This window comes from Blastococcus sp. MG754426, from assembly GCF_021699055.1.
Classification (GTDB): Bacteria; Actinomycetota; Actinomycetes; order Mycobacteriales; family Geodermatophilaceae; genus Blastococcus.
Genome location: NZ_SSXC01000027.1, coordinates 1 through 23,872 on the forward strand (window position 1 = coordinate 1; position 23,872 = coordinate 23,872).

22 protein-coding genes are annotated in these 23,872 nt (G+C 74.3%); 10 read left to right on the forward strand and 12 right to left on the reverse strand.

Annotated features, from left to right (window positions below):
• Together E9549_RS10965 and E9549_RS10970 are read left to right on the forward strand one after the other, a co-directional pair.
• Positions 1-1,827, forward strand: a 1,827-nt coding sequence (locus tag E9549_RS10965; RefSeq protein ID WP_304505754.1) for an ABC transporter ATP-binding protein, incomplete at its 5' end; no start/stop codon positions are given.
• A 131-nt stretch (positions 1,828-1,958) separates the two neighbouring features.
• Entirely contained in the window at positions 1,959-3,080 is a 1,122-nt protein-coding gene (locus tag E9549_RS10970) for an alkene reductase (RefSeq protein ID WP_236826570.1), read from the forward strand.
• A gap of 39 nt (positions 3,081-3,119) precedes the next feature.
• On the opposite strand, the gene E9549_RS10975 is transcribed toward E9549_RS10970, so the two are convergent.
• On the reverse strand, positions 3,120-4,328 hold the full coding sequence (locus tag E9549_RS10975) for a globin domain-containing protein (protein WP_236826571.1): 1,209 nt from the start codon (positions 4,326-4,328) through the stop codon (positions 3,120-3,122).
• Positions 4,329-4,488: 160 nt separating this feature from the next.
• Here E9549_RS10975 and E9549_RS10980 point away from each other — a divergent pair, with 160 nt between their 5' ends.
• Positions 4,489-5,397: a GGDEF domain-containing protein gene (locus E9549_RS10980; RefSeq protein WP_236826572.1), complete on the forward strand. Its 909-nt coding sequence runs from the start codon at positions 4,489-4,491 to the stop codon at positions 5,395-5,397.
• Positions 5,398-5,484: 87 nt separating this feature from the next.
• Entirely contained in the window at positions 5,485-6,108 is a 624-nt protein-coding gene (locus E9549_RS10985) for a dihydrofolate reductase family protein (protein ID WP_236826573.1), read from the forward strand.
• 47 nt (positions 6,109-6,155) lie between these two features.
• On the opposite strand, the gene E9549_RS10990 is transcribed toward E9549_RS10985, so the two are convergent.
• Entirely contained in the window at positions 6,156-6,797 is a 642-nt protein-coding gene (locus E9549_RS10990) for an NAD(P)-dependent oxidoreductase (protein ID WP_236826574.1), read from the reverse strand.
• A 173-nt stretch (positions 6,798-6,970) separates the two neighbouring features.
• On the opposite strand from E9549_RS10990, the gene E9549_RS10995 reads away from it, so the two are divergent.
• The 3 genes from E9549_RS10995 to E9549_RS11005 all read left to right on the forward strand — a co-directional run bounded on the left by E9549_RS10995 (position 6,971) and on the right by E9549_RS11005 (position 9,688).
• Positions 6,971-8,104, forward strand: coding sequence for a serine hydrolase (locus E9549_RS10995; protein WP_236826575.1), 1,134 nt, complete (start codon positions 6,971-6,973; stop codon positions 8,102-8,104).
• Positions 8,104-8,658: a hypothetical protein gene (locus E9549_RS11000; RefSeq protein ID WP_236826576.1), complete on the forward strand. Its 555-nt coding sequence runs from the start codon at positions 8,104-8,106 to the stop codon at positions 8,656-8,658. The genes E9549_RS10995 and E9549_RS11000 overlap by 1 nt, the downstream gene beginning before the upstream one ends.
• A gap of 100 nt (positions 8,659-8,758) precedes the next feature.
• Entirely contained in the window at positions 8,759-9,688 is a 930-nt protein-coding gene (locus E9549_RS11005; RefSeq protein WP_236826577.1) for an SDR family NAD(P)-dependent oxidoreductase, read from the forward strand.
• A gap of 131 nt (positions 9,689-9,819) precedes the next feature.
• Here E9549_RS11005 and E9549_RS11010 read toward each other — a convergent pair whose 3' ends face one another.
• On the reverse strand, positions 9,820-10,287 hold the full coding sequence (locus tag E9549_RS11010) for a helix-turn-helix domain-containing protein (protein ID WP_236826578.1): 468 nt from the start codon (positions 10,285-10,287) through the stop codon (positions 9,820-9,822).
• A gap of 88 nt (positions 10,288-10,375) precedes the next feature.
• Here E9549_RS11010 and E9549_RS11015 point away from each other — a divergent pair, with 88 nt between their 5' ends.
• Together E9549_RS11015 and E9549_RS11020 are read left to right on the forward strand one after the other, a co-directional pair.
• On the forward strand, positions 10,376-11,800 hold the full coding sequence (locus E9549_RS11015) for an MFS transporter (protein WP_236826579.1): 1,425 nt from the start codon (positions 10,376-10,378) through the stop codon (positions 11,798-11,800).
• A complete protein-coding gene (locus E9549_RS11020) occupies positions 11,797-12,549 on the forward strand; it encodes a thioesterase family protein (protein WP_236826580.1) in 753 nt (250 codons plus the stop codon). Before E9549_RS11015 ends, E9549_RS11020 begins: the two co-directional genes overlap by 4 nt.
• A 10-nt stretch (positions 12,550-12,559) precedes the next feature.
• On the opposite strand, the gene E9549_RS11025 is transcribed toward E9549_RS11020, so the two are convergent.
• Both E9549_RS11025 and E9549_RS11030 read right to left on the reverse strand, forming a co-directional pair.
• Complete coding sequence (locus E9549_RS11025) at positions 12,560-13,225, reverse strand: hypothetical protein (protein WP_236826581.1); 666 nt, start codon at positions 13,223-13,225, stop codon at positions 12,560-12,562.
• Positions 13,222-13,668 (reverse strand): MarR family winged helix-turn-helix transcriptional regulator, encoded by a 447-nt coding sequence (locus E9549_RS11030; RefSeq protein ID WP_236826582.1) that lies wholly within the window; start codon positions 13,666-13,668, stop codon positions 13,222-13,224. Before E9549_RS11030 ends, E9549_RS11025 begins: the two co-directional genes overlap by 4 nt.
• A 188-nt stretch (positions 13,669-13,856) precedes the next feature.
• Here E9549_RS11030 and E9549_RS11035 point away from each other — a divergent pair, with 188 nt between their 5' ends.
• The gene (locus E9549_RS11035) at positions 13,857-15,650 is read left to right on the forward strand and encodes an FAD-dependent monooxygenase (protein ID WP_236826583.1); all 1,794 of its coding nucleotides are present in this window, start codon (positions 13,857-13,859) and stop codon (positions 15,648-15,650) included.
• Positions 15,651-15,674: 24 nt separating this feature from the next.
• Here E9549_RS11035 and E9549_RS11040 read toward each other — a convergent pair whose 3' ends face one another.
• The 7 genes from E9549_RS11040 to E9549_RS11070 form a co-directional block, all read right to left on the reverse strand.
• Positions 15,675-16,121 carry a hypothetical protein gene (locus E9549_RS11040; RefSeq protein WP_236826584.1) on the reverse strand — a complete coding sequence of 149 codons (447 nt, stop codon included), beginning with the start codon at positions 16,119-16,121 and terminating at the stop codon, positions 15,675-15,677.
• A 179-nt stretch (positions 16,122-16,300) separates the two neighbouring features.
• Positions 16,301-17,131: an SDR family oxidoreductase gene (locus tag E9549_RS11045; protein WP_236826585.1), complete on the reverse strand. Its 831-nt coding sequence runs from the start codon at positions 17,129-17,131 to the stop codon at positions 16,301-16,303.
• A 255-nt stretch (positions 17,132-17,386) separates the two neighbouring features.
• Positions 17,387-18,061, reverse strand: a complete 675-nt coding sequence (locus E9549_RS11050; protein WP_236826586.1) for a CoxG family protein — start codon at positions 18,059-18,061, stop codon at positions 17,387-17,389.
• Entirely contained in the window at positions 18,058-20,481 is a 2,424-nt protein-coding gene (gene cutA, locus E9549_RS11055; RefSeq protein ID WP_236826587.1) for an aerobic carbon-monoxide dehydrogenase large subunit, read from the reverse strand. The genes E9549_RS11050 and cutA overlap by 4 nt, the downstream gene beginning before the upstream one ends.
• Before the next feature lie 103 nt (positions 20,482-20,584).
• Positions 20,585-21,100, reverse strand: a complete 516-nt coding sequence (locus E9549_RS11060) for a (2Fe-2S)-binding protein (RefSeq protein WP_236826588.1) — start codon at positions 21,098-21,100, stop codon at positions 20,585-20,587.
• Positions 21,101-21,191: 91 nt separating this feature from the next.
• A complete protein-coding gene (locus E9549_RS24145) occupies positions 21,192-22,067 on the reverse strand; it encodes a xanthine dehydrogenase family protein subunit M (protein ID WP_236826589.1) in 876 nt (291 codons plus the stop codon).
• A 215-nt stretch (positions 22,068-22,282) separates the two neighbouring features.
• Entirely contained in the window at positions 22,283-23,758 is a 1,476-nt protein-coding gene (locus tag E9549_RS11070; RefSeq protein WP_236826590.1) for a uracil-xanthine permease family protein, read from the reverse strand.
• Positions 23,759-23,872 lie beyond the last annotated feature (114 nt).

A 23,872-nucleotide genomic window follows, 5' to 3' on the forward strand; every position in this document is an offset into this window, starting at 1 on the left:
GGCCGTGGGGGCGGCGGTGGCGGGAACTCCGGCCGCCGGCCCGACCCCGCCGACCTCGCCCAGCTGGAGCGTTCCCCGGTGCGCTGGGGTCGCGTGGCCGCCCTGTTCCGCCCCTACCGCGGGCAGCTCGCCGTCGTGGTGGGACTCATCGTGGCGTCCTCCGCGGTCGCGCTCGCCACCCCGTTCCTCATCCGCCTGGTCATCGACGAGGCGATCCCCCGGCAGGACGTGCCGCTGCTGCTGTGGGCGGTCGGCGGGATGCTGGCCGTCACCGTCGTCACGGCCGTGTTCGGCGTCGTCCAGACCTGGCTGTCCACCACCGTCGGGCAGCGGGTCATGCACGGCCTGCGGACGGCGGTATTCACCCACCTGCAGCGCCAGCCGCTGGGCTTCTTCACCCGCACCAGGGGCGGCGAGGTGCAGTCGCGGCTGATGAACGACATCGGCGGCATGCAGTCGGTGGTCACCTCGACCGCCACGTCCTTCGCGGCCAACGCCACCACGGTCGTCGGCACGGTGGTCGCCATGGTGGTGCTCAGCTGGCGGCTGTCGCTGCTCTCGCTGGTCGTGCTGCCGCCGGCGGTCTGGCTGACCCGGCGGGTCGCCCGCATGCGCCGCACGATCACCGCCCAGCGGCAGCGGCACCTCGCCGACCTGCACTCCCAGGTCGAGGAGGGGCTCAGCGTCAGCGGCGTACTGCTGGGCAAGACCCTCGGCGCGGGGCCCGCGCAGTCGCAGCGCTTCGCCGGCACGTCGGAGTTCCTGGTGGACCTCGAGGTGCGCTCGCAGCTCGCCGGCCGCTGGCGGATGGCCACGATGAGCGTCGTCTTCGCCGGTATCCCGGCGCTGATCTACCTCGCCGCAGGGCTGCCGGCGACGTCGGGCGGGATGACCATCGGCACGCTGGTCGCCTTCACCACCCTGCAGGGCGCGCTCTTCCGCCCGCTCATGCAGCTGCTGGACATCGGCGTCTCGCTCACCGCCTCCATGGCGCTGTTCAGCCGGGTGTTCGAGTACCTGGACCTGCCCGTCGACATCGACGACCCCGCCTCCCCCGTGCCGCTGGACCCGGCCGGGGTGCGTGGTGAGGTCCGCTTCGAGCACGTCGGCTTCCGGTACCCCGACGGCGTCCGCCCGGCGCTCGACGACGTCGACCTCACCGTGCCCGCCGGCTCCACCCTGGCGCTGGTGGGCGAGACGGGCTCGGGCAAGAGCACGCTCGCCTCGCTGGTCGCCCGCCTCGACGATCCCACGACCGGCCGGGTGGTGATCGACGGCGTCGACGTCCGCGACCTGCGGCTGGCCGACCTCGCCCAGGTCGTGGGCGTCGTCTCCCAGGAGACCTACCTGCTGCACGGGACGGTGCGGGAGAACCTGCTGCACGCCCGGCCCGGCGCCACCGACGCCGAGCTGGTCGACGCCGCCCGCCGGGCCCAGGTGCACCACGTCATCGCGGCGCTGCCCGACGGCTACGACACGGTGGTGGGGGCACGCGGGCACCGCTTCTCGGGCGGGGAGAAGCAGCGCCTGGCGATCGCCCGCACGCTGCTGCGCGACCCGCGGGTGCTGGTGCTCGACGAGGCGACCAGCGCCCTGGACAACGAGACCGAGCGGGCGGTGCAGGCGGCGCTGGACGAGGCGGCCCGCGGCCGCACGACGATCACCATCGCGCACCGGCTCTCCACCGTCCGCGACGCGGACCGCATCGTCGTCCTCGACGCCGGCCGGGTCGTCGAGCAGGGCACGCACGAGGAGCTCCTGGTGCTCGGCGGCCGGTACGCCCGGCTGGCCGGCCTCGCGCAGCGGGACGCCGCCCTCGCCGGCTGACGCAGGACCCCGTCGCCCCCCAGCACTCGCTCCGCTCGCGCCGGTTCCCTGCGACGGGGCCGTTCCAGCACGTCACCTGCTCGCGGCGGGACCCTGCAGCGGGGCCTTTCCGGTCGTGACGCTCGCCGCACGTGGAATCCCCCGCGCGCGCCCGGCGGTTGCGCCCTGTCATGGACCTGTTCTCCCCCGTGCGGCTCGGTGACCTCGAGCTTGCCAACCGCGTCGTCATGGCCCCGCTCACCCGCATGCGCTCCGGGCGGGCCGCCGTCCCCCGCGACGTCGTCGTCGAGCACTACGAGCAGCGCGCCGGCGTGGGCCTGATCATCACCGAGGGGACGTTCCCGAACGAGGAGTCGCGGGCCTTCGCCGGCCAGCCGGGCATCGTCACCGACGAGCAGGCCGCCGGCTGGCGGCGGGTCGCCGACGCCGTCCACGCCCGCGGCGGCCGCATCGTCCTGCAGGTCATGCACGGCGGGCGGGTCTCCCACCCCGAGCTGACCGGCACGCGCGTCGTCGGGCCGAGCGCGATCGCCATCGACGGCGAGGTGCACGTCGGCGGTGGGGTCAAGAAGCCCTTCCCGGTGCCGCACGCGCTGACCACCGAGGAGGTCCGCGCCACGGTCGCCGACTTCGTCGCCGCCTCGCGCCGCGCCGTCGACGCCGGCCTGGACGGCGTGGAGCTGCACGGCGCCAACGGCTACCTGCTGCACGAGTTCCTGTCGCCGGCGTCCAACCGGCGCGAGGACGCATACGGCGGCAGCCCGGAGAACCGGGCCCGGTTCGTGCTGGAGGTCGCCGGCGCCGTCGCCGCGGAGATCGGCGCCGGGCGGGTGGGCCTGCGCATCTCGCCGGAGCACAACATCCAGGGCGCCCTGGAGACCGACCGCGCCGACGTGCTGGCCACCTACGGCGCGCTGGTCGACGGGCTGCGCCCGCTGGGCCTGGCCTACCTCAGCGTGCTGCACGTCGAGCCCGCCGGTGACCTGGTGCAGGAGCTGCGCCGCCGCTTCGGCGGGCCGCTGATCGCCAACAGCGGCTTCGGGACGGTCACCACCCGCGCGGAGGCGGTGCAGCTGATCGAGGATGCGCACGCCGAGGCCGTCGCCGTCGGCCGGCCCGTGCTGGCCAACCCGGACCTGGTCGAGCGGTGGGCCGGCGAGCACCCGGAGAACGAGCCCGACCCGCGCACCTTCTACACCTCCGGCCCGGAGGGCTACACCGACTACCCGACGCTGGCCACCGCGGGGCGCTGAGCGGCAGGGGCCGGGCGGTCCGCCGCCCGGCCCTCCTGCTCAGTCCAGGTCCGCCTGCCAGAGGTCGGGGCCGAACACCTCGTACTGGATGTCCTTCGGCGGGATGCCGCGGTCCATGAGCCGGCTGCGCAGCGCCTGCATGAACGGCAGCGGCCCGCAGAGGTAGTACAGCGCGCCCGCCGGCAGCTCCACCTCGTCGAGGTCCACCTGGCCCTCGTGCACGCCGTCGACCGGCAGCGAGCACTCGCCACCGCGCTCGAACCAGACGTCGATCCGCCCGTTGGGCAGCGTGCGGATGTCGTCGAGCACCTGGCGGCGCAACGCCCAGGAGGGCTCGTCCAGCGCCGCGTGCCACAGCCGGATGTCCAGGTGCGAGCCGGCGTTCACCAGGTGCGAGAGCATCCCGGCCATCGGGGTGATGCCGATGCCGGCGCTGGCGAAGACCACCGGCCGGCCGGAGTCGTCGAGGACGACGTCGCCGAAGGGCAGGGACATCTCGATCCGGTCGCCCACCTGGACCCGGTCGTGCAGCAGGTTGGACACCTCGCCGTCGGGCTTGCCGCCGCCGTGCACCCGCTTGACCGCGAACTGGCGGTGCTCGCCGTCGTCGGCGGCGGTGAGGCTGTACTGCCGGGGTTGGCGGACGCCGTCGGGCATCACCGGGCGCACGGTCACGTACTGGCCGGGCAGCGACGTCTTCACCAGCCGGTCGTCGACCCGCTTGACCTTGACGGTGAGGACGTCCTCGGTCTCCCGGATCCTGTCGGTGACCTCCCACTCCCGCCAGACGGTCTCGGGCCGGACGCCGCGGGCGCTGTAGAGGCCGCGCTCCTGGTTGATCAGGGCGTTGGCCATCAGCCAGTACACCTCGTCCCAGGCGGCGGCCACCTCCGGCGTGACCGCGTCGCCCAGGACGTCGGCGATCGCCCAGAACAGGTTGTCGTGGACGACCTGGTACTGCGCCGGCGTGATGCCCAGCGAGGCGTGCTTGTGCGCGATCCGGCTCATCAGGTGCTCGGGCAGCTGGTCGGGGTGGTCGACCAGCGCGCTGGCGAAGACCGCCACGGAACCGGCGAGCGCCACCTGCTGGGTGCCCTCGGCCTGGTTGCCCCGGTTGAACGTGCCGTCGAGCAGTTCGGGGTGCTCGCCGAACAGGTGCGCGTAGAACCGCCGCGCGATCTCCTGGATGTTCTCGGCGACGACCGGCAGCGTGGCCTGGATGACGGGTGCGGACCTCTCGGAGAGCATGTCGCTTCCTTCCCCCTCGGTTCTCGGACCACCGCCACGTTAGGCAACCCGGGATGCCTGGGCAGTCCGGAGCGGTCGCCGCGGAGGGGCTCCCGCCGTAGGGTCACCGCCCCGGGCGCGGGAACAGGTCCGTCCGACGAGCAGCGGGGGTGGGAACGCGATGCCTGCGCAGGAAGGCGCGGGGGCGTGCGGTGACGCAGCCGCGGGGCTCCCGGACGGCCACCTGGCGTGCGCCTTCGTGCAGGCGGTCGACGCACTGCTGTGCATCATCGACGCCGAGGGCAGGATCGTGCTCGCCAACCCTGCGCTGCAGCGCTTCACCGGCCTCGACCGGGACGACCTGCTCGGCCGGCGGTTCGTCGACGTCTGGGTCATCCCGGGCGACGTCCCCTATGCCGAGGACGCCGTACGGCTGGCGATCGCCACCGGGACGGCCCACCCGCTGGAGGCCGACTGGATCGACGGGCGCGGCCAGCTGCGGCGGATCACGCTGCGCAACACCGTCCTGCGGGACGAGGCCGGCCGGCCGTACGCGATCGCCTGCGTCGGGCTCGACGTCACCGAGGAGCGGGCCCGGGAGGCGTGGCTGCACGAGCAGACCCGCACCGATCCGCTCACCCGGATCGCCAACCGGGGGGCGCTGTTCGACGTGCTCGGGCTCCGCCTGGAGATGACCGGGTGCGGGCTGCTGTTCTGCGACCTCGACGAGTTCAAGCAGGTCAACGACCGGTACGGGCACGGGGTGGGTGACCGCCTGCTCGCCGAGGTGGCGACCCGCCTCGTCGAGGTCGCCGGCGCGGAGAACCTGGTGACGCGCTTCGGCGGGGACGAGTTCGTGATCGTCTGCCCCGCCGGGAACGAAGCCGAGCTGGTCGACCTCTCGCGCCGCGTCGTCACCCGGATGAGCCTGCCCTTCCCCGGGCCCGACGGGCCGCTGTCGATCGGGGTGAGCGTCGGGGTGGCCGTCGGGCGCCCCGGGGAGCCGGCGGACGACGTCATCGCCCGCGCCGACCGCGCGATGTACGGCGCGAAGAGCAACCAGCGCCGGCGGGCGCGCCGCCTGCCCTGATCCGCCGTGCCCGCCCGGGTTCGCGATGAGTTACGGCGCCGCCGGTCGTCTAACCGGCGACCCACCCGTTCCAGCAAGGAGCACCCCATGCGTCCGCTCGTCGTCACCACGTTCCTGACCCTCGACGGGGTCATGCAGGCACCCGGCGGCCCGAGGGAGGACACCACCGGCGGCTTCCGCTGGGGCGGCTGGCTCGTGCCACACTTCGACGAGGCCATGGGGGCCCGGATGGAGCGGTGGTTCGCCCCCGCCGGGGACTTCCTCCTGGGCCGCGGCACCTACGAGATCTTCGCCGCCCACTGGCCGAAGGTGCCGACCGACGGCGACCCCGTCGGCACGGCGCTCAACACGCTGACCAAGCACGTGGCCTCGCGGACGCGCTCCGCACCGCTGGAGTGGGACACCGCGCGGCTGCTCGAGGGCGACGTCCCCGCTGCGGTGCGGCGGCTCAAGGCCACGGACGGCGGCGAGCTGCAGGTGCACGGCTCGGCCGGGCTGGTGCACACGCTGCTGCGCGAGGACCTCGTCGACGAGCTGCGGCTGATCACCTTCCCGGTCGTCGTGGGCGCGGGCAAGCGGCTGTTCCCCGACGACGCGGCGGCGCGGTCGTGGCGGCTGACCTCCTCGGAGGTGACCTCGACCGGGGCGGTCATGGCGGCCTACCAGCGGGTCGGTGAGCTGCAGACCGGGGACCTGACGCTGCCGGGGTGAGCCGAGGGCGGCGGGTTCCACGTGGAACCCGCCGCCCGGGTCCGGGATCAGTAGGCGACGGTGAAGTGGGCCCGCCGGTGCGCCGGCTGCTCGATCTCGTCGACCAGTGCGCGCGCGAAGTCGGCGCCGCTGATGTACGAGCCGGCCTCGTCGTCGGTCAGCAGCACCTCGCCGCCGACCCGGTAGGTGCCCCGGGGCTCGCCGGGGGCGTAGGCGCCGAAGCCGGCGGGCGGGCTGACGTAGAACCAGTCGAGGCTCTCCGTCCCCCGCAGCTCGGCCAGCGCGCCGGCCATCTCGACGCTCTCCGGGCGGTACTCGGCCGGGAAGTCGGGGGTGTCGTACACCAGCGGGCCGTCCGCGCTGACGCGGAGCGACCCGGTGCCCCCGACCACGCCCAGCCGGACGCCGGCCCGCTCGGCCTCGGCGGCCAGCGCGGCGATGCCCCCGCGCACCTCGCCGGCCATGTCGCCGCGCGGCGCCACGGCGACCACCACGACGTCGGCCGCCTCGAGGGCCGCGGCGCGGGTGGCCGGGTCGAGCAGGGAGCCCTGCTCGTAGCGCACGCCGTCGGTCCGCTGCTCGGGGAGCGACCGGCTCCAGGACGTCACCTGGTGCCCCCGGCGGGCCGCCTCGGCGACCAGGTGGCCGCCCGCGTAGCCCGTGCCGCCGAACACGCCGATCCGTGCCATGTCGTCTCCTCCGCTCGACCTTGCCGTCGCGCGGAGGAACCCGCTTCGGTGGTTGAGCATTCCACCACCGCGCCACCGGCGGGCATCGGTGGCGCACCACGGCCGCGCCGGGGAGTGTGGTCATGATCGGTTGAGGGCGCGACGACGAGGTCGCGGGCGAGCGAGGAGGTCCCATGGCGGAGGTCCACGGCAGGTGCGACGAGCGGTTCGCGGGGGTGCGCGAGGCGCTGGCGCAGCAGCTGGACGGCGAGGAGCTCGGCGCATCGGTCGCCGTGGACCTCGGCGGCGAGACCGTCGTCGACCTCTGGGGCGGCTACCGCGACGAGGCGCGCACCCTGCCGTGGTCGGAGCACACGATCGTCAACGTCTGGTCGACGACGAAGTGCGTGCTGGCGCTGGCCGCCCTCGTGCTGGCCGACCGCGGCGAGCTGGACCTCGACGCGCCGGTGGGCGACTACTGGCCGGAGTTCTGCGCCAAGGGCAAGAAGGACGTCCGGGTCCGCCAGCTGCTCTCGCACACCTCCGGTGTCTCGGGCTGGGAGCAGCCCTTCTCCATCCGCGACATGTACGACTGGCCGTCGGCCACCGAGCGGCTGGCCCGGCAGCGGCCCTGGTGGGAGCCGGGGACGGCGTCGGGCTACCACGCGAACAACCAGGGGCACCTGGTCGGCGAGGTGATCAGGCGGATCACCGGCACGACGTTCAAGAAGTTCGTCGCCGACCGGATCGCCGACCCGCTGGGCGCGGACTTCCAGATCGGGGCCCGCGAGTCGGAGGTGTCGCGCATCGCGCCGGTGGTGCCCCCGCCGCCCCCGGACGTCGACCCGCGCACGCTGGACCCCGAGTCGGTGTCGGTGAAGACCTTCACCGGCCCGCTGGCCTCGGCCAAGGCCGCCAACAGCCCCGAGTGGCGGGCCGCGGACCTCGGCGCCCTCAACGGGCACTCCAACGCCCGCGGCGTCATGCGGGTGCTGCGCACGCTCGCGCTGGGCGGTGAGGCCGGCGGGGTGCGGCTGCTCTCACCGGAGACCGTGGACGAGGTCTTCCAGGTGCAGGCCGACGGCGTGGACCTCGTGCTGGGCGCGCCGTTCCGGTGGGGGACGGGCTTCTGCCTCGGCTCGCCGACGGTGCCCTACGTGCCTGCGGGCCGGACCTTCTTCTGGGGCGGCTGGGGCGGCTCGCTGGCGGTGGTCGACCTCGACCGGCGGCTGACGATCACCTACATGATGAACAAGATGGGCGGCGGGTTGATCGGCTCGCCGCGCAGCGAGGCCTACGTGCGGGCCGTGTACGACGCGCTGGGCTGATGGACCTCGACGACGTCCTGCCCCGGCCGGAGCACGTCACCCGGCAGGCGCGCTGGATCCCGGCGGAGCCGGCCGCCGTCTGGGGCGCGCTGCACGAGGTGCGGCTCTCCCAGCTGCCGGTGACGCTGGTCCTGGGCGCCGCCCGGTTCCTGCCGGTGGTGCTCTCCGGCCGCGGGCTCGGGCAGCTGCACGACCGGCCGTTCCTCGACGCCCTGCCGGTGCCGCTGCTGGGCGCTGAGGCCCCGTCGGCGGTGGTCTTCGGTGGCCCGCTGCAGGCCTGGCGCCTGGACGGCGGCGAGGACGGGCCGGCTCTCGACGCGCAGGCGTTCCGCCGGTTCACCCAGCGCGGCTGGGTCAAGGCGGCGATCGACTTCCGGCTGACCCGCCGCGGCGCCGGGACCGAGCTGAGCTCGGAGACCCGCGTGGCCTCGACCGACGAGGTCACCCGGCGCCGGTTCGACCGCTACTGGCGGCTGATCCGGCCGGGCAGCTCGGCGGTCCGCTGGGAGGTGCTGACGGCGGTCGAGCTCAAGGCCACCGGCCGCCTGCCCTGATCCTCGTGCGTGTGCGCAGGCACCGGGTCCTGACGCCGCTCATCCGGCGCCGGCGCACACCGTCGGAGAGGGGGCCGGGCCGGTCGGGGAGGATCGGCCCGTGCCGTGGACCGAGGCCGACATCCCCGACCTGACCGGCCGCACCGCGGTGGTGACCGGCGCCAACGGCGGGCTGGGCCTGCAGACGTCGCTGGCGCTGGCCGGCGCCGGTGCGCACGTGGTCCTCGCCGCGCGGGACCCGCGGAAGACCGACGCCGCGGTCGCGCGCATCGCCGAGCGGTACCCGGCGGCGTCGCTGGAGGTGGTGCCGCTGGACCTGGGAGACCTCTCCGTGGTGGCGACGGCGGCGCGGCAGGTGCTCGCGGCCCACCCGCACCTCGACCTGCTCGTGAACAACGCCGGGATCATGGCGATGCCGCAGCGCAGCACCGCCGACGGGTTCGAGCTGCAGCTCGGGGTGAACCACCTCGGGCACTGGGCGCTCACCGCGCACCTGCTGCCGGCCCTGCTGGCGGCGCCGGCGGGACGGGTCGTGACGGTGACCAGCACGGCGCGCCACCGTGCCCGGCGACTGGACCCGGCCGACCCGCACCTGCGGAGCGGCTACGGGGCCTGGGCCTCCTACGCCCGGGCCAAGATGGCCAACCTCCACTTCGGGCTGGGGCTCCAGCAGCGGTTCGAGCGGGCGGGGGTCCCCACCGCCTCGCTGCTCGCGCACCCCGGGCTGACCGGCACCGACCTGCAGGCCCGGGCGGTGCGGGAGGGTGGCGCCGGGTGGGTGGGCGCGTTCTTCGAGGCGCTGACGGCGCGGTCGGGGATGACCCCGCTCGAGGGCGCCCGGCCGCAGCTGCGGGCGGCGACCGATCCCCGGGCCCGGGGCGGTGAGCTGTACGCGCCCCGGTTCGGCTCGACCGGCGCGGCGGTGCGGCGCCCGGTGCTGCGCCGGTGGGGCCTGCAGGAGCAGATCGACGTCCTGTGGGAGGTGTCGGCGCGGGAGACCGGCATCCCCGTCGAGGTGCCGCCCGCCTGACTGCTGCCCGGGCGCCGGAGTGGCGCGCTCGGCCACGACATGCGGGAAGCCGGGCTCCCGGGAGGCCGGTGAGGCCCCGTTTCCCGTAGGTCGGCCCACCCCGGTCCGGTCCGGGACGCCGACCGTGCGGGTCAGCGGGGGAGCGGGCCGTGCCCGGGTTCGCTGCCGTCGGGCACGTGCCGCTCGGTGCCCCGCCCGACCCGTTCCCCGCAGACGTCGCACACCCAGGAGGCGCTGATCCGGTGCCCGTGGTGGTGCAGCTCGACCGGGGGCGTGTCCGCGACGTGGCGGTCGCCCCACTGCATGAGCGCCTGCAGCACCGGCAGCAGGTCGCGGCCGGACCGCGTGAGGTGGTAGTCGGCGCGCGGCGGCGTGCGGCTGTACTCGCGCCGCTCGAGCACGCCGGCGTCGACGAGGGCGGCCAGCCGCGCGGCCAGCCGTTCCCGGGGGGCGCCGGTGCCGCGCAGGATCTCGCTGAACCGGTGGGCCCCCAGCGACACCTCGCGGACGATCAGCAGCGCCCACCGGTCGCCGACGACGTCGAGCGCGCCCGCGATGGAGCAGCGCCGGCCCGGGAGCTCGTCCAGTCGCGTCGTCACCCCTACAGGTTCGCATGTCGAACCGAGTCGTGTAGCGTCCCGGCCCATCCGGTTCGGAAACCGAACCATCGACGACGCAGGGGTGCCCATGAGCACGACGGCGGAGCGGCAGGGGGCGAGGGCGACCCGGCCGGGGCTGGTGCTCCTCGTGGTGTCGGCGGCGGTGTTCCTCGCCGCCCTCGACCTGTTCATCGTCAACGTGGCGTTCCCCGCGCTGAGCCGGTCGCTCGACGCCTCCACCACGGCGCTGTCCTGGGTGCTCAACGGCTACACGATCGGCTTCGCCGCGCTGCTCGCCCCGGCGGGCCGGGTCGCCGACCGCGTCGGCCGGCGGCGGGTCTTCCTCACCGGGCTGGCGACCTTCGGCGCCGGCTCGCTGGGCTGCGCGCTGGCCTGGGACGTGGGCAGCCTGGTCGCCTTCCGCGTCGTCCAGTCCACCGGTGCGGCCCTGGTGACGGCGACGTCGCTGGCGCTGCTGCTGCACACCTTCCCCCCGGCCCGGCGGGCGCAGGCGATCGCGGTCTGGTCGGCCGTCGGCGGGGTCGCCGCCGCGCTGGGGCCGCCGATCGGCGGGCTGCTGGTCGAGGCGTCGTGGCGGTGGGTGTTCCTGGTCAACCTGCCGGTCGTCGTCGCCGCGCTGGTGGTGGGCCTCCGGGTGCTGCCCGAGTCGCGGGACGAGGCCGAGACCCGCCGCCCCGACGTCGTCGGCACCGCCCTGCTCGTGCTGGCCGTCGGTGCGCTGGCGTACGCGCTGGTCGACGCCCCCGAGCGGGGCTGGGGCGACGCCGTCGTCCTCGGGGCCTTCGCCGTCGCCGTCGTCGCGGGCGTCCTGGTCGTGGCCCGGGCGGCGCGGGCGCCGCGGGGCACGGTGCCCGTGCTGCCGCTGCCGCTGTTCCGCGCCCGGGCGTTCGCGCTGGCCTGCCTGTCGATCGCGGCGTTCATGGCCGCCTTCGCCGCGATGCTGCTGGGCAACGTGCTGTGGCTGACCGGCGGCTGGGGCTACACCGCCGTCGAGGCCGGCTTCGCCCTCGTGCCCGGGCCGCTGCTGGCCGCGCTCGCCGCGGTGCCGGCCGGGAGGCTGGGCGCGCGGGTGGGGTGCGGTGCGGTGGCCGCGGCCGGGACGGCGCTGTTCGCGCTCGGTGCCCTGTGGTGGCTCACCCGGGTGGGGGCGGAGCCGGGCTACCTGACCGCCTTCCTGCCCGGGCAGCTGCTCACCGGCCTGGGCGTGGGGCTCACCCTCACCAACCTGTCGGCCGCGGCCTCCTCCGCGCTGCCCCCGGGTGCCCTGGCCACCGGCACCGCCACGTTCGGGGCGTCCCGGCAGCTCGGCGCGACGCTCGGCGTGGCGCTGCTGCTGGCCGCCGTCGCCCGCAGCGGCGGGGAGCTGCCCGGCGCCGACCGGGGCTGGCTGCTCGTCGTCGTCCTCGCCGCCGTGGCCAGCGCGCTGTCGCTGGCGATCGGCCGCGCCCGGCACCCCGAGCTCACCCCCGTCACCCGAGAGGAAGTGCCGTGACCACCACGACCACCAGCGGACGCCGGCTCGCCTTCGACCCGACCTGGCGCTCGTTCACCGCGACGCAGGGTGGGCTGGTCGTCGGCCACCTGCTCGACGCCGCCGCCGCGCTGGCGGGTGCGCCCCCGCGTGCGGGCACCGCCCACCTGCTCGGCGGGGTGGCCGCCGGTGTCGAGGCGGAGGTGACCGCCGTGGCGGACCGGGCCGGCCGCACCGGCAGCGTGCGCAGCGAGCTGCGGCAGGACGGCGAGCTCCGAGCGGTGGCCCAGGTGCTCACGCTGGCCCGCCCGGTGTCCGCCGGCATGGAGCACGGGGCGCCGGACGAGCAGCCGCGGGTGGCCGACGGCGTCCCCTTCGAGCTGCCGCGCGAGTACGTGCCGGTCGCCGAGCACACCGAGATCCGGGCGCTGGGGGCATCCCGGCCGCTGGCCGGGGGGAGCGAGCCGCGGTTGCACGCCTGGGTCCGCATCCGCGGCGCGCAGCTCCCGCCGCTGGTGCAGCTCGGCGTGCTGCTGGACGCGCTGCCGCCGTCGCTGTTCGCCGTCCGCACCACCCCGGCCGCGATGCCGACCGTGGAGCTGACCGCCCACCTGGCCGGGCCGGTGCCGGCGACGGGAGCGTGGGTGCGGGTCGACCAGCGGACCGTCTGGTGCGACGACGACGTCGCCGTCGACGACGTCGAGCTGCGGGCGGAGGACGGCGCGCTGGTCGCCCGCGGCCGGCAGACCCGGCGGCTCCCCGCCGGCTGACCGGTGGTGCTCAGCGGGCGGGCGCCTGCACGTCGGCCGACGGCGGCTGGGTGAACTGGCGGACCGCCGCCAGGAACGCCGCCGGGTCGTCGGCGAACAGCCCGACCCGGCGCACCGTCGCCTCGCCCTCGGGGAGGCGGACGGCGACGGGCCGGTCCAGCTCGACCTCCACGTTGGTCCGGTCCTGCATCCACAGGTCGAGGGACCCGGCGTCCCGGTCCAGTCTGGGGGCCTTCTCCTCCCGCGTGCGCAGCCGGCGGGAGACGGCGTCGACCGCGTCCCAGGGCAGGTCGACGTCGACGTCGGCCGTGAACCGGGCGCGGATGCCGTCCGGGCCGACGGCGTGCGGCCGCGTGACGTGGGCGGCGAGGAACCCGATCATCCAGGTGAGCCCCCAGATGCCGAGGACGAGCAGCGGGATGCGCACGAGCGGCCACCGGTGGACCAGCACGTCGACGACGACCAGTTCGATGGCCGACACGACGATGAAGGTGATGATCACCGGCAGCACCGACCGGTGGTAGGTGAACGCCGCTGCGCCGGCCGGGACCCGGGGGCGGCGGAAGGCCCACCGGTAGAGGCTCTGCCAGATGCCGATCTCCATCTGCACCGCGCGGGCGGCCAGGTGGCGGACGAGCTGCCCGGTGGTGCGGCGGCCGGGGTCGGGGGTGGTCACGGTCGGGCCTCCGGGTCCATCAGCTCGTGCAGGCGGGCGGCGACGGCGTCCAGGTCGGCGCGGAACCGCTCCAGCCGGGCCGGGTCGAAGCCGTCGACCAGGTGGGCGGCGATCCGGCGGTGGTCGGCGTCCATCTGCGCCGTCGTCCGGACGCCGAGGTCGGTGAGGGTGACGAGGGTGATCCGCCGGTCGGTCGGGTGCGGCTCCCGGCGGACGTAGCCGCGCTCCTCCAGGGCGTCCACGAGGCCGGTGACGTTCCGCGGGGTGACGTCGAGGGCGGTGGCGAGCGCGCGCTGGCTGGACGGGCCGCGCCGGTGGACCTCCCACAGCAGGTGGGTGCGGGCCGGGGTCAGACCGGCGGGCTCGAGCTCCCGGGCCATGTCGGCCTGGACGAGCAGCGCGATCTCGAGCAGGCGGTCGAAGACGGCGACGTCGGCGGACACGACTGTGAAGGTACTACACGATTACCGTCATTCCGGGGTCTGCCGACCTGTCGAGCAGGCACGGGCATCTGGCACCGCCTCGCCCATCCCTGGTGACGTGGACCACAGTCCGGGTAGCCTGGTTGAACATTCCACTATCTCGGCCGGTCCCGTGCCAGGGCCTCGGCCGCTCCGTCGAAGGGATCCCGATGACCGCTCTCCCCACGGACGCCGCCGAGCCGGGAGTCTCCGTCACCACCGACGTCCTGGTCGTGGGATCCGGCCCGGCGGGGGCGTCGGCCGCGCTGTTCCTCGCCTCGTACGGCACGTCGACCCTGCTGATCACCAAGTACGGCCGGCTGTCGGACACCCCCAGGGCGCACATCACCAACCAGCGGACCATGGAGGCGATGCGCGACATGGGGCTCGAGGAGCGCCTCGTGCGCGAGGCGACGCCCTGGGCGTCCATGGGCAACACGACCTTCTGCACCAGCCTGGCGGGCGAGGAGCTGGGCCGGATCCCGTCCTGGGGCACCGACACCGTCCGGCACGCGGACTACGAGCTGCAGAGCCCGTGCACGATGCTGGACGCGCCGCAGACGATCACCGAGCCGATCCTGGTGCAGGCCGCCCAGGAGCGCGGTGCGCGGGTGCGGTTCGACACGGAGTACCTCGGCCACGTCCAGGACGCCGACGGCGTCACCACGACCGTGCGCGACCGGCTCACCGGCGCGGAGTTCACGGTCCGGTCGAAGTACCTCGTCGGGGCAGACGGCGCGCGCAGCAAGGTCGCCGCCGACCTCGGCCTGCCCTTCGAGGGGCCCGGCGCGGTCGCCGGGGCGCTGAGCATCGTCTTCGAGGCCGACCTGTCCCGCTTCGTCGCCCACCGCCCGTCGGTCCTCTACTGGATGCTGCAGCCCGGCGCGGAGAAGGAGGGTGTCGGGCTCGGGGTGCTCCGCATGATCAAGCCCTGGGACGAGTGGATGCTGATGTGGGGCTACGAGGTGGCGGCCGGGCCCCCGGAGCTCACCGACGACGTCGTCCGGGAGCTGGCGGTGAAGCTCGTCGGCACCGACGACTTCGAGATGCGGGTCAAGTCGCGTTCGCCGTGGACGGTCAACCACCACTTCGCGACGACGCTCGCCCGCGGGCGGGTCTTCTGCGCCGGCGACGCCGTCCACCGGCACCCGCCGACGAACGGGCTGGGCTCCAACACCTCCATCCAGGACTCCTACAACCTGGCCTGGAAGCTCGCCCACGTCGTCGCCGGTACCGCGGACCCCTCGCTGCTGGCGAGCTACGACGCCGAACGGGCGCCCGTCGCCCGGCAGATCGTCGAGCGGGCCAACCAGAGCATCGCGGACACCGGGAAGATCCTCACCGCCCTCGACCTGGAGCACACCGAGGCCGACGCGCTCGAGCGCCAGCTCGCGCTGTGGAAGTCGCCCGGGCCGGAGGGGGAGAAGATCCGGACGGCGCTGCGCGAGGCGATCGCCTACAAGGCCTACGAGTTCGACGCGCACGGCGTCGAGCACAACCAGCGGTACGCCTCCTCGGCCGTCGTCCCCGACGGGACGCCGATGCCGGAGTACCGCCGGGACCCCGAGCTCTACGCGCAGCCCACGACCTGGCCGGGCGCGAAGCTCCCGCACACCTGGGTGACCCGCGACGGCCACCGGGTCTCCACGCTCGACCTCGTCGGGCACGGGCGGTTCAGCGTCGTCACCGGCATCGGCGGCGAGGCGTGGGTGGACGCGGCGCGGTCGCTCGGCGAGGAGTGGGGCCTGGCGATCACGCCGGTGTCGATCGGTCCGGGTCAGGCGTTCGAGGACCCCTACGGGACCTGGGCCGAACTCAGGGAGATCGAGGACGGCGGCGTGCTGCTGCTGCGGCCGGACGCGTACGTCGCGGCGCGGCACGCCTCCGCGCCGTCCTCGCCGGAGCAGGCCGCCGGCTGGCTCCGGGACGCCGTCGGCGCCGTGCTCGGCCGGGCTGCGGGCTGACCTCCCCGGGCGCGCGACCCCGGCTCAGGTCTCCGGTTCACGCGGGGCCCGGGTGAGGGCGAGCACGCTGCCGGCGACGCCGATGAGCAGGAGGGCGAGCCCCACGCTGACCCAGCCGAAGGTGTCCCAGTAGACGTCCTCGAGCTGGATGAGCAGCGCCGCCTCGTCGACGACCAGCGCCAGCCCGATGCCGTAGCCCAGGCCCATCGCCGTGCGCACCCGCGGGCTCCGGTCACCCAGGCCCAGGAAACCGATGACCGCGAGCAGCAGGATGCCCCACACGTAGTGGTGGATGTGCACGCCGCCGGCCGAGACGTCGCCCAGGCCGGCGATGTCGACGTCGATGCGGATGAGCCAGGTCAGCAGGCGTAGCAGCGCGAAGGTGGCGGTGAACCCCCACCAGGCGAGGACGTAGCCGCGCCGGGTCGCGGCCACCTCGCGCAGGCGGTGGGGCCGGCGCTGCTCGGGCACACGTGCCCCTCTCGGCTCGGTCGGGATTCGGTGGCCATCCTGCCCGGATCAGCGGCGGGCGGCCGGATCGGCCGTGCGGCGCTCGCCCCGCCGAAGCCGGTCCTGCGGCCCCGGCCTCCCAGGCGCTCGGCGAGGTCCCCTGCGGACTTGCCGGCGCGGCTCGTGGGCGCCCTGTCCCGTCAGCGCTTCGTGCCGTGCGCGGCGACGGAGAGCGGCTCCCAGGCGCGCCACTCGGCCAGCCGGGACTCGTAGTCGCGGGTGGCGATCCCGAGCGGCCCGTCGCCGAAGAAGACGCGGAGCGGCGGGTGCTTCGCGTCGACCAGCTGCAGCACCGCTTCCCGGGTGGCCAGCGGGTCGCCCGGGTTGCCGGCGCGGGCCTTGCGCTGCTCGGCCGCCTTCTGCCGGAACTCGTCGTAGGCCGGGTTCGCCGTGGCGTGCCTCGCCGAGGAGCCGCCCCAGTCGGTGGAGTAGGCGCCGGGCTCGATGATGGTCACCTTGATGCCGAAGTCGGCGACCTCCGCGGCCAGCGACTGGCTGAACCCCTCCAGGGCCCACTTGGAGGCGTTGTAGATGCCGATGTTGGGGAAGGCGCTGATCCCGCCGATGCTGCTCACCTGCAGGATGTGGCCGGAGCTCTGGGCGCGCAGGTGGGGCAGCGCGGCCTGGGTGACGAACAGGGCGCCGAGGACGTTGGTGTCGAACTGGGCGCGGGCCTCGGCCTCGCTGATCTCCTCGACCATGCCGAACTGGCCGTAGCCCGCGTTGTTCACGACGACGTCGAGGCCGCCGAACCGCTCGTGGGCCCGGTCCACCGCGGCGACGACGGCGGCGCGGTCGGTCACGTCCAGCCGGATCGGCAGCACCCGGTCGCCGAACCGCTGCACCAGGTCGTCCAGGCTCGCGGTGTCCCGGGCGGTGGCGGCGACGCGGTCACCGCGCTCGAGGGCGGCGATCGACCACTCGCGGCCGAAGCCGCGGGATGCGCCGGTGATGAACCAGGTCCTGGGCATGCGGGGTCTCCTTCGTCGGGCGTCCGCGCCCGTCAGCGTGCGTCCCCCCGTCCTGTTCCACGGCGGGCGTGCCGAAACCGGTGCGCGGAAACACGCGGAGATGCGTCCCGCGGGCACTCTCCGGCGTTCCCGCGGGAACGGCCGGGGAGTGCTCGGCGCGTCCCGCCCTGCCCGTGTGCTCCGTCGGCCGGCCGGGGCTGGACGAGCAGTCGGTCCCTGCCCACCCACGCGGGGCAGGGACCGACGGCCGCGGACTCAGCGACGGCGGCCGAGGCGGTAGCCGACCAGGATGCCGATGAGCGTCAGCGCGGCCCCGCCCAGAGCGCCCAGCGCGAGCGTCTGCACGTCGCCGGACGGCCCGGCGGGAGCGCCCGCGCGGCCGGCGAACACCTGCGGCGCGGCCTCGGCAGCCGGGGCGGCGTGCTTGCCGGCCGGCTCCGCCTCCGTCGAGCTCACGGCGGCGGCGGACGGGACCGCCACCGGCACCGCGGCCCCGGTCAGCTCGGCGTCGATCGCCTTGAAGAACTGGCCGGCCATCCGCTTGGCGACCCCGGTGATCATCCGCTGGCCCACGCCCGCCACCGGCCCGCCGATCACGGCGTCCGCGGAGTAGGTGAGGTCCGTGGCGCCGTCCTCGGCCGGCGCCAGGGTGATCGTCACCGTCGCCCGCGCGTTCCCCGGCGCACCCGCGCCCGACGCGTGCATGACGTAGGACTTCGGGTGCTCCTTGTCCGACAGGCGCACCTCGCCGGCGTACGTCCCCTTGATCGCGCCGACGCCGACGGAGACGTTCATCTTGTACTCGTCGTCGCCGACCTGCTGCAGCGACTCGCAGCCGGGGATCGTCCGCGCGAGCACCGCCGGGTCGGTGATCACGGCCCAGACCTTCTCGGGGTCGCCGTGCAGCACCGCAGAGCCGTCGAGCTTCACGCCATCACTCCAGTCCCCGCCCGGCGCCCGGCCGTCGCGGTCATCTCCGAATCAGGGGAACGCACCAGGTCGTACAGCTCGGTGGGCGAGATCGGCATGGCGGCGATCCGCCGCCCCACCGCGTCCTCGATCGCCGAGGCCAGCGCCGCCGTCCCCGGGATGACGCCGGCCTCGCCGGCGCCCTTGATGCCCAATGGGTTCAGCGGCGAGGGCGTCTGCTGGTGGTCGATGTCGATGTCGGGCACCTCGGAGGCGTACGGCATCAGGAAGTCCATGAACGAGGCGTTCTGCAGCTGCCCGTCGGCGTCGTAGGCCATCCGCTCGTACAGCGCCCCGCCCACGCCCTGGGCGACCCCGCCGTGCACCTGGCCCTCGACGATCATCGGGTTCACGACGTTGCCGCAGTCGTGCACCACCGCGTACTTCACGACGTCGATCTCCCACGTCGCCGGGTCGATCTCCACGATCGCCGCGTGCGCGCCCGAGGCGAACGTCGAGCGGATCGGTGAGTAGTAGTCGCGGTGCTCGAGCCCGGGGGCGTCGCCCTCGGCCACCGGCGGCTTGTCGTCGTCGCCGGCCTTCGCGAACTGCGTCGCCTGCTTGGCGGCCTCGTCGAACGCGTACCGCAGCGGGTTGGACAGCACGGCGACGGTGCGCAGCGGGATCGACGTCCCCGGCACGCCCTTGACCTGCACCAGGCCCGCGTCGATCTCCAGGTCCTCCGGGGAGGCCTCCAGCACGTCCGCGGCGATCCGCAGCGCCTTCTCCCGCACACCCCGGGCGGCCAGCGCGATCGCGTTGCCGCTCATCACCGCGGCCCTCGAGGCGAACGTGCCGACGGCGTAGCCGAAGCGGCGGGTGTCGCCGGTGGTCACCTCGACGTCCTCGATCGGCACCCCGAGCTCCGAGGCGACGATCTGGGCGAACGCCGTCTCGTGGCCCTGCCCCTGCGAGGTCAGGCCGGTCGACACGAGCACCTTGCCGCTGCCGAGCACCTGCACGTGCCCGCCCTCGTAGGGCCCGGGCCCGGTGCCCTCCACGTACATCGCCATGCCGACGCCGAGCAGCCTGCCGCGCGCCTCGGCCTCCTCGCGGAGCCGCTCGGCCTCGGACCAGCCGACCAGGTCCTTGAGCTTGTCCAGGAGGCCCGGGTAGTCCCCCGAGTCGTAGATGACCGGCCGGCCGTCCTGGAACGTCAGGTGGTGGTCGTAGGGGAACTGGTCGGGCTGGATCAGGTTCCGCTCGCGGACCACGGAGCGGTCCAGGCCCAGCTCGTCGGCGATGCGGTCCATCGTCCGCTCCATCGCGTAGCAGCCCTGCGGCCGCCCGGCGCCGCGGTACGGCGTCACGATCACGGTGTTGGTGAACACCGACTCGACGACCACCCGGTACACCGGGATCGCGTACGGCCCGACCAGCTGGGTCGCCGTCACGATCGGCACGATGATCCCGTAGGGGGTGTAGGCGCCGTTGTCGTGCCAGATGTGCACGTCCAGGGCGGTGATCCGGCCGTCGTCGTCGTACCCGACGGTGATCTCCTGCCGCTGCTGGCGCTCGTGCGCCGAGCCGATGAAGTGCTCGCGCCGGTCCTCGGTCCACTTGACCTCGTGCCGGAGGTTGATCGCGGCCATCGGCACCAGCAGCTCCTCGGGCCACGGGTGCACGATCTTCACGCCGAAGCCGCCGCCGACGTCCGGCGCGATGACCTCGACCGCGTCCAGGCTCAGCTCCAGCTTCGCCGCGATCGCCGCGCGCACCGACGTCGACGCCTGGGTGCTCGTGTAGACCCGCAGCGAGCTGTCGTCGGGGTCCCACTTGGCGTGCACGCCCTTGCCCTCCATCGGCATGCAGGCGCTGCGCTCGATGTACTGGGTGAAGCTCAGGGTCCGCGGGGAGCTCGCCAGCACGGGCTCGACGTCGCCGGTCTCCTGGTGGTGCCGGGCCGCGACGTTGTCGGGGATCTCCTCGTGCACGGCGTGCGCGGCCTCGCGGGCGGCGTCCACGCCGACGACGACGGGGAGCTCCTCGTAGGTGACCACGATGCGGTCGCAGGCGTCCTCGGCGACGTACCGGTCGGTGGCGACCACCATGACCACCGGCTCGCCGACGTGGTTGACCTCGCCGTTGGCCAGCGGGAACCCGGTGCGCGGCGCGTGCAGCTGCGGGTGCGGGATGAGCACCGGCAGCGGCTCGGCCATGGGGCCGGTGAGGTCCTCGTAGGTGTAGATCGCCACCAGGCCCTCGACGTCGAGCGCCTCGTCCACGTCGATCGAGACGATCCGCGCGTGGGCGTGCGGCGAGCGGACGAACGCCGCGGCCAGCGCCTTCGACCCGATGTCGTCCAGGTAGCGGCCCCGGCCGGTGATCAGCCGCTGGTCCTCCCGCCGGCGGACCGGCTCACCGAACAGCTTCGTCGTCACCGCAGACCCCCCTCCCGTGCGTTTTGTGCACATAACGCCGCTCGCGCGACGCGCGGCGGGCGGCAGAACGCGGCGTTATGTGCACAAAACGCCGTCGGACCCATCAGGCGCCGTCCTTCATCGCGGCCGCCGCGTGGTGCACGGCCTTCTTGATGTTGGCGTAGCCGGTGCACCGGCAGAGGTTGCCGCCGACCATGTCGTCGACCTCCTCCTCGGTGAGCTCGGCCGAGTTGTCGCGGCCCTCGAGCCCGGCCGCGATCGTCATGAGGAAGCCCGGCGTGCAGAACCCGCACTGCAGGGCGTGGCACTCGCGGAACGCCTCCTGCACCGGGTGCAGCACCTGCCCGCCCTGGTGGTCCTCGCGCGCCAGGCCCTCCACGGTGCGCACCTCGGCGCCGTCCACCTGCACGGCCAGCATCAGGCACGAGCGCACCGCGGCGCCGTCCACGACCACCGTGCAGGCGCCGCAGACGCCGTGCTCGCAGCCGACGTGGGTGCCGGTGAGCCCCAGGTCGTGGCGCAGCGCGTCGGAGAGCAGCCGGCGCACCGGCACCGTGGCTTCACGTGGAACACCGTTCACGGTGACCGTGATGGTGCGCTCGCTGTCGATGCTCGTCATGCGGCCCTCCCCATGTCGTCGGCTCGGATTCGCTCCGCTCCTCGCTCGCTGTCCCCCGCAAGCGGGAGGTGCCCCCAGCTCGCTGCGATGCTCACTCGCGCGCCGCTCTCGCGCCGGCCTCGGCGGCGGCGTCCGCCAGCGTCCGCTCGGTCAGCACCCCCACCAGCAGCCGCCGGTAGTCGGCGCTGGCGTGGATGTCGGTGTCCGGGTCGACCAGGGTGCGCGCGAGCGCCCCGGCGGCGGCCCAGTCGGCCTTCTCCGCCGGCGAGCCGGCGACGGCCTCGGTCAGGTCGTGCACCTCGGGGGTCAGCCCCACCGAGACGTAGGAGGCCAGCACCCGCTCGACCCGGCGGTCCTCGGACAGGGTGACGACGACGCCGGCGCCGCAGACCGCGTAGTCGCCCTTGCGCCGGGCGACCTCGGCGAACGCGGTGCCCGACCGCGGCGGCAGGGCCGGGAACGTGGCGGCGGTGACGACGGCGCCCGCGGGGATCGAGGTCTCCAGGGGGCCGACGAAGAAGTCCCGCCAGCCGACGACCTCGCTGCCGGCCGTCGTCGCCACGGTGACCGATCCGTCGGTGAGCGCGAGCACCGAGGTCATCTCGCCCGAGGGGTCGGCGTGCGCGATCGAACCGACGGTGGTGCCGCGGTTGCGGATCGCCGGGTGGGCGACGTTCGCCGTCGCCCGGCCCAGCAGCGGCTGCACCGCGGCCGCGCCCCCGTGCCGGAGCAGCGCGTCGTGCCGGACCAGCGCGCCCACCGTCACGGCGTCGTCGGTCACCTCGACGGCGTCCAGGTCGGGGATGCGGTTGATGTCGACCAGCGTGGCGGGTGCGGCCAGGCGCATGGACAGCAGGGGCAGCAGCGACTGGCCGCCTGCGAGCACCTTGGCGCCCTCGTCGGACAGGACCGCCAGCGCTTCTCCCAGGGTGCTGGGATCGGCGTAGCGGAAGGGGGCGGGCTTCACCGGCTCCGGTCACCTCCGTGCTCGCTGCGAGAGGTCACTCTGTCACCGGCGGGAGGGTCGGCGAAAGTACCTCAGCGCTAAAACTTCGTTGCGGGCTTGCGGACCTCATCGGTTCCGCCGGACGGCGGCCCCGAGCGCGGGCCACCCCGGGACGCACGCCGCCCCCGGTGCCCGGACGCTTGGGTCCGGGTGCCGGGGGCGGCGGGGGGAGCGGGTCAGCGGTTGCGGGTGTCCGTCCCGGGGGTGTTGCCACCCAGCACGCCCGGTCGGCCCACCTCGTCGACCGACGACGGGTCGGAGCTGACCTGGTCGCCGGCGTCGTGCCCGAAGGTGCTGCCGGCGGCCGGGTGCGCGCCCTCGCGGAGCAGCGCCGCCTTCATGTCCGCCGGGGCCAGCGCCCGCGCCACGTGCCAGGCGACGACCGCGACGATCGAGCCGAGCGCGATGCCGGTGAGGGAGAAGTCCTCGGAGAAGTTGAGGGTCACGTTGCCGATGCCGATGATGATCCCGGCGGCCAGCGGCACCAGGTTGATCGGGTTGGCGAAGTCGACCCGGTTCTCCTTCCAGATCTTCGCGCCCAGCAGGCCGATCATGCCGTAGAGGACGACCGTGATCCCGCCGAGGACGCCACCCGGGACGATGTTGATGAGCGCGCCGAACTTGGGGATCAGGCCGAGCAGGATCGCCACGAGCGCGGCCACGTAGTACGCCGCCGTCGAGTAGACCCGCGTGGCGGCCATGACGCCGATGTTCTCGGCGTAGGTGGTGGTGGGGGAGCCGCCGACCGACGTGGCGACCATGGTGGCGAAGCCGTCGGCCCCGACCGCCCGGCCCATGTACGGGTCGAGGTCGCGCTTGGTCATCTCCGCGACCGCCTTCACGTGGCCGGCGTTCTCCGCCACCAGGGCGATCACCGCGGGGATCACCAGCAGGCTGAAGTTCAGCGAGAAGGACGGGGCGGTGAAGTCGGGCAGGCCGAACCAGTCGGCGTCGGCGACCGAGTCGAAGTTGATCCGGTCGCGGGTGCTCTCCACGCCCGTGCCGTCCGGCGAGGTGATCGGGCCGGCCGTGACGTCCAGCAGCACCGACAGCAGGTACCCGAAGACGAGGCCGAGCAGGATCGAGATGCGGGCGAGGAAGCCGCGCAGCGCCAGCGAGGCGATGATCACGAAGGCCATCGTGGCCAGGGCGACCCACTGGTCCTGCGGCCAGTACACGCCGGCGGCGACCGGGGCCAGGTTGAAGCCGATCAGCATGACCACCGCGCCGGTCACGGCGGGCGGCAGCACCTTGTTGATCAGGCCGAGCCCGGCGAAGTGGATGAGCACACCGACGAGCGCCAGGACGGCACCGGCGACGAACAGCGCGCCGACGACGTCGCTCGAGTCGCCGCCGTTCGCCCGGATCGCGGCGACGCCGCCGACGAAGGCGGCGCTGGTGCCCAGGTAGCTCGGTACCCGGTTCTTCACGATCAGCAGGAAGATGATCGTGGCGACGCCGCTCATCATGATGGCGAGGTTGGGGTCCAGGCCCATGATGATCGGGAAGACGAAGGTCGCCCCGAACATCGCGACGACGTGCTGCGCGCCGATCCCGACGGTGCGCGGCCAGGAGAGGCGTTCGTCAGGGGCGACGGCCTCTCCCAGTGGGGGCGTCTTACCGTCCCCGTAGAGCTTCCAGCCGAACGACATTGAGTGCCTCCTCGACGTGCACTTCCGATGCGGTCCGGTGCTGGTCGACAGGGGTGTGCCCGCACCGGAGGGCGCCAATGTGGCACGGCTCGCACCCTGGCGGAAGTACCTCAG